9 protein-coding genes are annotated in these 10,173 nt (G+C 63.4%); 7 read left to right on the forward strand and 2 right to left on the reverse strand.

All coding sequences use genetic code 11. The annotated features are described in order from the left end of the window. From VII69_02220 to VII69_02250, 7 genes are all read left to right on the forward strand, one after another. The coding region (locus tag VII69_02220) for a biotin/lipoyl-containing protein (protein ID HEY5093913.1) at window positions 1–549 on the forward strand (549 nt) is incomplete at its 5' end. Between the two features lie 87 nt (window positions 550–636). Further along, complete coding sequence (locus VII69_02225) at window positions 637–2,223, forward strand: methylmalonyl-CoA mutase family protein (protein HEY5093914.1); 1,587 nt, start codon at window positions 637–639, stop codon at window positions 2,221–2,223. Continuing rightward, on the forward strand, window positions 2,223–2,657 hold the full coding sequence (gene mce, locus VII69_02230; GenBank protein HEY5093915.1) for a methylmalonyl-CoA epimerase: 435 nt from the start codon (window positions 2,223–2,225) through the stop codon (window positions 2,655–2,657). The genes VII69_02225 and mce overlap by 1 nt, the downstream gene beginning before the upstream one ends. Before the next feature lie 58 nt (window positions 2,658–2,715). After that, window positions 2,716–4,785 carry a sensor domain-containing phosphodiesterase gene (locus VII69_02235; protein ID HEY5093916.1) on the forward strand — a complete coding sequence of 690 codons (2,070 nt, stop codon included), beginning with the start codon at window positions 2,716–2,718 and terminating at the stop codon, window positions 4,783–4,785. A 78-nt stretch (window positions 4,786–4,863) separates the two neighbouring features. Beyond that, window positions 4,864–6,030 (forward strand): HlyD family efflux transporter periplasmic adaptor subunit, encoded by a 1,167-nt coding sequence (locus tag VII69_02240; GenBank protein ID HEY5093917.1) that lies wholly within the window; start codon window positions 4,864–4,866, stop codon window positions 6,028–6,030. Further along, complete coding sequence (locus VII69_02245) at window positions 6,027–6,968, forward strand: ABC transporter ATP-binding protein (GenBank protein ID HEY5093918.1); 942 nt, start codon at window positions 6,027–6,029, stop codon at window positions 6,966–6,968. Before VII69_02240 ends, VII69_02245 begins: the two co-directional genes overlap by 4 nt. After that, window positions 6,965–8,086 carry an ABC transporter permease gene (locus VII69_02250; protein HEY5093919.1) on the forward strand — a complete coding sequence of 374 codons (1,122 nt, stop codon included), beginning with the start codon at window positions 6,965–6,967 and terminating at the stop codon, window positions 8,084–8,086. The genes VII69_02245 and VII69_02250 overlap by 4 nt, the downstream gene beginning before the upstream one ends. 16 nt (window positions 8,087–8,102) lie before the next feature. Here VII69_02250 and VII69_02255 read toward each other — a convergent pair whose 3' ends face one another. Then, window positions 8,103–9,002 (reverse strand): tetratricopeptide repeat protein, encoded by a 900-nt coding sequence (locus tag VII69_02255; protein HEY5093920.1) that lies wholly within the window; start codon window positions 9,000–9,002, stop codon window positions 8,103–8,105. A gap of 176 nt (window positions 9,003–9,178) precedes the next feature. Next, on the reverse strand, window positions 9,179–10,093 hold the full coding sequence (murQ, locus tag VII69_02260; protein HEY5093921.1) for an N-acetylmuramic acid 6-phosphate etherase: 915 nt from the start codon (window positions 10,091–10,093) through the stop codon (window positions 9,179–9,181). Window positions 10,094–10,173 lie beyond the last annotated feature (80 nt).

Genomic DNA, 10,173 nt, shown 5'->3' on the forward strand with positions numbered 1-10,173 from the left:
CTCTCCGAATTCCGCGTCGAAGGCGTCGACACCACAATCCCGTTCTTCCGTCTCCTTATCGACGACGACGAATTCAAGCGCGGTGATTACACGACCCCAACCGTCGAGCGCTTCGTTCGCCACAACGGCGAAGCGCTAAAGGAAGCATACGCAGTCTCCGCCGTTGAGCAGGAACAACCGCCGGGCGAGTTTGCTGAAGAGATCACCGTAGAAGTCAACGAAAAACGATTTGCCGTGAAAGTATACGGTCTCGGACGTGACGCCTCTGCGGCATCGGCCGGCCCGGGCGTCCGCCGCACTGCGCGATTCAAGAGCCCGAAGAAGATCGCGGCCGACGGCAAGAGCGTGATCGCACCCATGCACGGCCTCATCGCCGAAATAAAAGTTTCGCCGGGCGACGAGGTGACCGACGGCCAAGTGATCGCGGTCATCGAAGCCATGAAGATGATGAATGAGGTCGTCGCCCATCGCACAGGGACCGTGAAGAGCGTGGATGCGAAATCGGGCGACACTGTGGAGATGGGCGCCTCGATCGTCTCCTTCGCGTGAGCCTTTTGAACGTTTGACCGAGCCCGGACTCGACACGCAGCCCGCGCGCTACGGAGGCTGAACAAGGCGCGACACGAACCATCCCGCATGAAGCGTCGCATCACCGAGAGCGGCATCGAAATCGAGCCGCGCTATTCCGCAGCCGATGTCGCCGATCTCGATCTCGCTCATCAGCCCGGCCCCGGCGAATACCCGTATGCGCGCGGCATTCAAAAAGACATGTACCGGGGCCGGCTGTGGACGATGCGCCAATACGCCGGATTCGGCTCGGCGAGAGAATCCAATGCCCGTTACCGTTACTTGCGGTCGCAGGGACAGTCCGGTCTCTCCGTCGCGTTCGACTTGCCCACCCAGATGGGGATGGATTCCGATGCGCCGCGAGCGCACGGCGAAGTCGGTCGGACGGGCGTCGCGATCTGCACCGTGGCCGATATGGAAGCCCTCTTCGCGGACATCCCGCAGGATGACGTGAGCGTTTCCATGACCATCAATGCGCCGGCCTCGATTCTGCTGGCTCTTTACCTCGCGGTCGCCCGGCGCCGCGGCGTGCCGTTCGGCAAACTCTCCGGCACGTCGCAAAACGATATCCTCAAAGAATACGCGGCGCGCGGCACGTACATCTATCCGCCTGCGCCCTCCATGCGTTTGGTCACCGATCTCATGCGCTACTGCGCCGATCACGTGCACGGTTGGAACACGATCAGCGTCAGCGGCTATCACATACGGGAGGCCGGCGCCACCGCCGCCCAAGAGCTGGCTTTCACACTTGCGAACGGGCGCGCGTATTTACGCGCCGCCGTCGACGCCGGTTTGGATGTCGACATCGTCGCGCCGCGCGTCTCGTTTTTTTGGAACGCGCACAACAATTTCTTCGAAGAGGTCGCGAAGTTCCGCGCCTCGCGCATGTTGTGGGCGGATATCGTCCGTCACGAGTTCAACGCCAAATCGCCCAAGTCGTGGCTCATGCGTTTCCACACGCAGACCGGCGGATCCACGCTCACCGCGCAAGAACCCGACAACAACGTCGTGCGCGTGACGCTACAGGCGCTGGCAGCGGTTCTGGGCGGAACGCAATCGCTTCATACCAACGGCAAAGACGAGGCGCTCGCGTTGCCGACCGAGCGCTCCGCCAAACTCGCATTGCGAACGCAACAGATCATCGCCCTCGAAAGCGGAGTGGCCGACACCGCCGATCCGCTCGGCGGATCGTACTTCGTCGAGCGGCTCACCGCCGACATGGCGGCAGCCGCTCGCGCGATCATGGCAGAGATCGACGCGCGCGGTGGCGCAGTCGCCGCCATCGAAGCCGGTTGGATTCAAGAACAGATTGCGGACAGCGCGTATCGCGCGCAGGCGCGAGTGGAAGCCGGCGACGCCGCAATAGTCGGCGTGAACAAATACGTCGATCCGGTCGCGGAGACGCAAGCCGTGGAGGTGCACCGCATCGATCCCGCGCTCGAACGCGATCAGCGAGCATCGCTGGCCGCGTTTCGCGCCGCCCGCGATGGCGCACTGGTCGAGCAGCGTCTCGCTGCCGTCAAGCGCGCGGCCTCCGGCGGCGCGCCACTGCTTCCGGAGTTCATCGAGGCCGTCGACGCGGGCTGCACGCTCGGCGAAACGTCCGATGCGCTGCGCGAGATATTCTCCGTGCACCGGCCCACGGCGTTCGTCTGATGCTCGAGCGGCCCATCGATCATGTCGCTTTGGTCGTGGCGGATCTAGCGCAAGCCGAGAAGATCTATGCGGCGCTCGGATTCGAAGTCCGCTATCGCGAACGGGTAGACGAGCAGGGTGTCGAAATCATCGGCATGAGGGCCGGGGACTCCACGATCGAGCTCATGAAACCGCTCGCCGCGGACTCGGCGCTCGACCGGTTTCGCGGCGACAAGCCGACCAGGCTCCACCATATCGCCTACCGGGTCGCCGACTTAGAGGACGAGCTTGCCCGCCTGAGCAGCGCCGGCATCCGCCTCATCGATGAGCGCCCGCGCCGCGGCGCGCATGGCAATTTGATCGCTTTTATCCACCCTTCGGCAACCGGGGGTACCTTAGTCGAGCTTTGTCAGCCGCAAAACCTTGTGTCCGGAGCGAGGGACGCCGATACATAAGAGTGAGAAGGCAGGCACGATGAAGCATCCCTCCACGAAGACTGTCCCGTCAGCGACAGTGAACCCGCTCGTCGACGCGACGGGCGCAGGCGTCATCTCCACTGACGCATCCGGCAACATCACCTATTGCAGCGGCGCCGCTGCGGCGCTCTTCGGCTTCGACAGCGGAGCTCTCGAGGGTCGCAAGATCGGCGCGATCATCGAAGACCGCGGACGTCCGGCGCCCGCCGCGCCGACCGCGGATTTCGACGGAATCGGTTTGCGCCGCAACGGCGATCCGTTCAATCTCGACATCGGCGTTTTGGAGTTGCGCACAAGCGGACCGAGCTCATACCTTTGGGTGGTTCGCGACAAGGCGGGCGCTTCGGTTCGAAAAGACCGGCTCGACGCGCTCTGGCGGCTCATCGTCGGAGCGGATCTCAATCTTGATGCGCAAGGCAAGGCCGTGCTCGACGAAGGCAAGCGTTCGCTCGCGATGGACTTCGCGGCGCTTGGTCACATCGAAGGCGCGCAGCTCGTCGTCGACTTCGCCTCTCCGGACGAGCCCGAACGCGGGCGCGGTGCGCGCATTCCCTTGCGCTCGACGTTTTCTGCGCTGGTCCTCGAAGCGAAAGGTCTGCTCGGCTCCAGAGGCGATGAGGCAAAAGGACGCGGCGCGGGCATCGGCACCACTTTCAAGGCAGGTGAACTGCAATACGTGTTGATGTTCACCGCAAAGGCACCACGCTCGGTCGATTTTCCCGAAGAAGACAACGTCTACGTCGAGATGCTCGGCGCGTACTTCGCACGCCTTCTCGCGCAAAGCGCGCAATCGACTCAGATAAAGAGGATCGCGTTCGAAGATGAACTGACCGGGCTTCCCAACCACGCTTTTTGCCAGGCTCGTTTGCAGGAGCGCTTCGCCGCGACCGCGCGGCGTACGGAGAAATTCACACTCTTTTTGACCGGGTTTGACGCCTTCAAGCGCGTGAACGACATTGGCAGAGACGTCGGCGACGGCGTGCTCGCCGAAGCCGCCCGGCGACTCAGTGACGCAGCTCCATCCGCCGACGTCATCGCCCGTTTCGACGGCGATCAGTTCTGCGTGCTCGTCTCCGACGCGATGACTTCCACCGAGGCCGAGCAACTCGCCAGGACTCTGATCGAAATGCTCTCGATGGCGTACTCGATCAACGGCCACGACGTCGCGGTCACGACCAGCGTGGGCATCGTCGTATTTCCCGGCGACGCGGCGAATGCCGAAACGTTTGAAAGCAACGCGCGCGTCGCGCTCCAGCGCGCCAAACAGCAGAGCCCAGGATCGCTGTGTTTTTTCAGCAGCGAATTCACCGAGAGCCTGGAGCAGCGCCGGGTGCTTCGCGAGGCGCTGCGAGTCGCGCTCGACAATCACGAATTTGCTCTCTACTACCAGCCGCTGGCGGACCTCGAAACCGGAGCCGTGATCGGCGCCGAGGGGCTGCTACGTTGGACCCGCCCCGGGCACGGAATCGTTCTGCCCGGTGAGTTCCTCTCGCTTGCTGAAGAGAGCGGGCTGATGATTCCAATCGGCAACTGGGTCGTGCGCGAAGCGTGCAAGCAGTGCCGCCGTTGGGCCGACGCCGGCACGCCCTTGCGCGTCGCGTTCAATGTCTCGGCCCGGCAATTCCAGTCGCCGTCGTTCGCGCGCCAGGTCGGCGCGGCGATGGCTCAAGCCGGAGCCGATCCGAAACTCTTGGAGATCGAGATCACCGAAGCCATCGCCATACAGCATCCCGGATCGGTGCAATTGATCTTGACCGACCTGCGTCATCTCGGCGTCAGAGTAGCGCTCGACGACTTCGGCACTGGTTATTCGTCGTTCGCCTATCTCAAGAGCCTGCCGGTCGACATCATCAAGATCGATCAGATGTTTGTCAGCCGCGTACCCATCGACAATGACGATTCTGCGATCGTGCGCGCAATCATCGCTTTCGGCTTGTGCACCGGGCGCGACGTGCACGCCGAAGGCGTGGAGTCTGTGGAACAGGCGAATTGGCTTCGGGCCGAAGGCTGCGACACAGCGCAAGGCTTTTTGTTTGGAAAAGCGATGCCGGTCGACGAGTTCACCGCTTTCGTGCAAGAGTACAACACGGAGAAGGATCCGGCGTAACGTCTGCGCTTGCGCAAGTGCCGGAACCCATCGACGGTGCGCCATGAATATGCCGGGCGTAGCGCGAATCGGCCGGTCATGAGGGACTCGCGCCCGATTCGAATCATGGCCGTCGTCACCGCGACGTTTGCATTGGCGGCCGGCGCATGCAGTGGGGGGCGCGGCGATTTCCCCTACAGCGGCACGTTACTCCGAGAATCGGCTTCGGTGGGCAGCACGATCGGCGGTCGGGTGACCTCGGTTTTAGTCGCGAGCGGAAGCCGCGTGCGCGCCCGGCAAGTCATTCTCACGTTCGACGATTTGCAGCAGCGCGCCGCGGTGGCGGCTGCGCAAGCGCAAGCAAAAGCAGCCGAAGCCACGCTCGCAGACGCGATCGCCGGACCGCGGCCGAGCGAAATCGCGCGCGCCGACGCACAGGCGGCACAAGCACAAGCCGCATACGAGCAACTCCGATTGTCGGGCGGCCCGCAAACATCGGGAGCCGCCGCACAAGTCCGGGCGAGCGAAGCGCAACTTAGGCTTGCTCAAGCAAACGCAGGCATCGCCGCGCGCACGGCGCAGCGCCAGCGCGAGTTGTACGTCAAGGGCGCCATCGCTTTGCAGACGGCGGACAGCGCCGAGGCTGCGGCCCGCGCCGCGAGCGACGCCGTGGGCACCGCGCAAGCATTGCTGCACGCCGCGCAAGCTCAAGCCGCTGCGGTGGAGCGAGCCGATGTACCCCAGCAGACGCAAGCCGCTCTGCAAGCGTATCTCGCCGCAAGCGCTCAAGCCACAACGATTCGGGCCGGCACTCGACCAGAGCAGATCCAGAGCGTGCGTGCGCAAGCGCTCGCGGCTGTTGCCAACGAGAGACTTGCCGAAGCCAAGCTGGCAGAGTGCACGGTACGCGCACCGGCCGATGGAGTGGTGAGCGCGCTCGACCTCCATCGCGGCGATCTGGTCGCGCCCGGTGCGATCGTCGCCACCGTCGATGAGTTCCAAGATCCGTACGTGCGCATCTATGTCCGCCAAGCAGATCTCGCTGATTTCGCGACCGGCACTGCCGTCCACGTGCGCGCCGATGACGCGCCCGATAAGACCTTTGACGGCGTCGTGGCGCAGGTCGACTCGAACGCTCAATTCACACCGCGCGATGTGCAGACGCCGGAGGATCGCGCCGACTTGAGCTTTGGCGTTAAGATTCAGGTCCACGATCCCGGAGGCGTGCTGCACGGAGGCACGACGGCAAGCGTAGCCGTTCCGTGACGGCGGCCATCTCTGCCGACCGGCTCACCAAGCGTTACGGCGAGCGCGCCGTCGTGAACGAATTGTCGCTCTCCGTCGAGCCGGGCAGCATCTTCGGTTTTCTCGGACCGAACGGCAGCGGCAAGTCGACCACGATTAAGATGTTATGCGGCCTCGTCCAACCTAGCTCGGGCACCGGGACTGTCTGCGGCTTCGACATCGAGCGCGAAGATGACGGCGTGCGGCGGTCCATCGGCTACGTCTCGCAATCATTCTCGCTGTATGACGAGCTGACGGTGCAACAGAATCTCGAATTCTACGGCCGCGCCTACGGGCTCGACCCCGAGCGGCGAGCGCAGCGCAAGAAAGCCGTGATCGATCTGACCGGCCTTCCCCGCTATGAGAACACGCTCGCCCGCAATCTGTCGGGTGGATGGAAACAGCGGCTGGCCCTTGCGTCCGCGCTGTTGCACGAACCGCACGTGTTGTTCTTGGATGAACCGACGGCAGGCATCGATCCGGTGGCGCGGCGCGAGTTATGGGACCTGCTTTTCAAGCTGGCGAGCGACGGCGCGACGCTGTTCGTCACCACGCACTATATGGACGAGGCGGAGCGCTGCAGCCGGCTCGGCTACATCTTCGAAGGCGATCTGATCGCACTCGGCACGCTCGATGAACTGCGCGCGATGCCCGGCATCGCGCCGCCGGGCACGATCCGCTTTCGAGTGGGCACGGCGAACGTCATGGCGGCATTCGCACGCGTCCGTACGCTAGACTACGTCCGCGATGCGACCATCTTCGGCCGCGACCTCCATATCGTCGCCAACGAGGGGATCGATGAGGCGCGGCTTCGCGCCGATCTGACGGCCGCGGCCGGACGGATCGATGTCGTCGAACGCATCGAACCGTCGCTCGAAGACGTGTTCGTCGCGCTGACCCGCGAGCACGGCGCGGCATGAGAAAGTCCTTCGACGCTCGCGGCTTCCAAGCGGTGCTCTACAAAGAGGTTATCCACGTCGTACACGACCGGATCACGTTGATACTCGCGCTGCTCTTGCCGATCGTACAGCTTCTGCTCTTCGGCTGGGCTATCAACACGCGCGTGGCTCATATCAGCACGGCGTACCTCGATGAAGACCGCGGTGCAGTGGCGGCGCAAGTCCTGGACGCTCTGCGATCTTCCGGCGAATTCGACCTCGTCTACATGGCGACGTCGCGAGAAGACTTGCGCGAGCGCATCGTCGCCGGACGCGTGCGGGTTGCCGTCGACGTGCCGCCGAATTTCACCGCCGGCGTCCGCGCCGGCCGGCAGGTCCAGCTTCAGGTGCTCATCGACGGATCGGACTCGTCGATCGCGCAGGAGGCGCTCGGCGCCGCCTCGATCATCGGTCAAGCGGTTTCAGCACGCGTGGGCGGCACCGTGAGCGTCGCACCGCTCATCGACGTCCGGCCGCGTATGCTTTTCAATCCAAGTCTGCGCAGCGCGAACTTCCTCGTGCCCGGACTGATCGGCGTGATCATGCAATTGATCACGATATTCTTGACGTCGCTTTCTATCGTGGGCGAACGGGAGCGCGGTACTCTCGATCAGCTCCTGGTGACGCCGATCGGGTCGACCGGCCTCATGCTCGGCAAGATCGTGCCGTACGCGATTATCGGCTTCGTCGATTTCCTCTTGGTGTTGGCCGCGATGCGCTACGTCTTCGACGTGCCGATCTTGGGAAATGTTTGGCTGCTGCTGTTGCTCTCGCTAGGATTTCTCATCGCGTCGCTCGGACTCGGCCTCTTGATCTCAAGCGTGGCCCGCACGCAAGCGCAAGCGATGTTGATGGCCTTTGGGACGATGATGCCGTCGATCCTGCTGTCGGGCTTCTTCTTCGAACGCGACGCCATGCCGCTGTTCATGCAGTGGGTCGGCTATGCTATTCCCTTGACATACTTCCTTGAGATTTTGCGCGGCATCGTGCTCAGAGGAGAGACGATGAGCGCGTTGTGGCCATCGGTCACCGCGATGCTCGGCTTAGGCGCTTTCCTGATCGTCGTCGCCAGCGTCCGGTTCGCGAAGACGACGACCTGAGCCGGGTCGCGTGCGGTCAACCCTGCGGCGTGGCCTTTGGCGCCGGAGCCGGCGATGATGCGGCGTGCGCTTTTGCCGTAAGGACTTTTATCGCGCGATCGATGTTCGCCACGGCGACATCATCGCCCGCGCCTGAAAGCGTCTGACGAGCGGCGCGCAAGTCCGAAATCGCGCCAGTCACGTCCTTCGCGAAAAGGTCCGTCTGCGCGCGCAGCAGTCTGTATTGAGCCACCATCGGGGCTAGCTTGATGGCGGCGCCATAGTCCGCCAAAGCGGCTGGATAAAGGTGAGAGCGCTGATAGAACATCGCGCGATCGGCGAGCAAGGCCGGATTCGCGACGTTTAACTTCATTGCGACGGAGATGTCCTTGATGGCCGATTTTTGATTGCCGAGGGCACTCTCGATAACGGCACGACCGCGATACGTATAGACCGACGGCCCGTTCGCGACGCTTTTGTTCATGTCGGCCAGGGCGCCTTTGAGATCCCCGGATTGTCCTTCGGCAGAAGCCAGGTTGTACTCGGTCATCGCGTCTTTTGGACTCTGTGCGCTGGCCCGCCGGAGATCGGCAAGCGCAAGATTGTTTTCGCCGAGCTGCCCGTAGGCCGCGCCGCGATTGGAATATGCGATTGCGTTGTTAGGATCCGCCTTGACGATGCGCGAGAAATCGACGATCGCGTCATCGAATTGTCCGAGCCTGACCTCGGCATTGCCGCGATCGAGGTACGACGCTAAGAAACCGGGGTCCAGCTGGATCGCCTGACCGAAGTCGTTGATCGCAGCCGTGTTGTTACCCGCTTTGAACTCCGCTTCGGCCAATATGAATTCGGGCTGGGCTGCCATGTTCGGACCGGGCGTCGCAGCGGCTGGTGCCGTGGTCGCAGCAGCTGGAGCCGGCGTCGCGACAACTGGCACCGGAGTGGCGCTCGATGGCTGTGGCGATGGCGACGCCGCTAATGTCGCGGTCAATGCCATGACAGCTAGGAACGACATAAAACCCTCGATGTGCGCGCGATAGAGATGCTCGGCCTCCTATAAACAAAAAAACCCGGGAGCGCGCCGCCGTGGCTGCGCTGCTTCCTGGTATGGGCTTACTTCGCCGTTTCTGGCCCAGGACCTTTGTCCAGGGCTGCCCGCAACGACCCGCCCGCTTGTGCAATCCTTTGCGTGGCCTCGTCCGGCATGCATGCGTAGACGAGCTGGATGACGGCGGTCTTGATATTCCAGCCGTTTGCTTCGAGTGCCGCGCGTGCTTCCTCGGCTGAAACTTCACCCAGCTGCACCACCAGCCGTTCTGCGCGCGCCCGGAGCTTTGCGTTGTTCGCCTGGAGGTCGACCATCCAGTTGCCATGGACCTTTCCGAGCTTCACCATCACCGCCGTGCTGATCATGTTCAGCACGAGTTTTTGCGACGTGCCGGCTTTGAGTCGCGTTGAACCGGCGATCACCTCGGGACCCACGAGCAGCGCGATGCTGATTTGCGCAATCCCCGCGAGCGGCGAGTGTGACGTGTTCACGACGGCGATGGTGAGCGCTCCCCGCACGCGGGCTTCTCGCACCGCGCCCACAACATACGGGGCGGCACCGCCCGCGGACAGACCGATCACGACGTCGCCCGGCCCGATGCCGCTTGCGCCGGCTTCAACCGCACCCTGCTTTTCATCGTCCTCCGCCGATTCGACGGCGGAAGTCAGGGCTGCGCGTCCGCCGGCGATGTGACCCACGACGAGATCGGGCGGCGTGGAAAACGTCGGCGGAATCTCCGACGCATCGAGCACACCGATTCGCCCGCTCGTCCCCGCGCCGAAATAGTGCATTCGACCGCCCGCGCGAAGACGATCCGCGATCTCGTCGACGGCAGCGGCGATCACCTCGATCTCGCGCTCGACGGCCCATGCGACGCGCCGGTCTTCGTCGTTGATGCGGTGGAGCAAGTCGACCGTGCCGAGCCGATCGAGCTCAACCGTCGATGGATTTTGTTGTTCGGTGATAGGCAGGTCGGGCATGGCTACCCCGTTCGTTCTGTAGTAGGGCACGCAACGCTTGCCCCAAAAAAACTAGGGCAAGCGTTGCTTGCCCTAGTACG

The sequence above is a fragment of the Candidatus Eremiobacteraceae bacterium genome (assembly GCA_036511855.1).
Taxonomy (GTDB): domain Bacteria; phylum Vulcanimicrobiota; class Vulcanimicrobiia; order Eremiobacterales; family Eremiobacteraceae; genus JABCYQ01.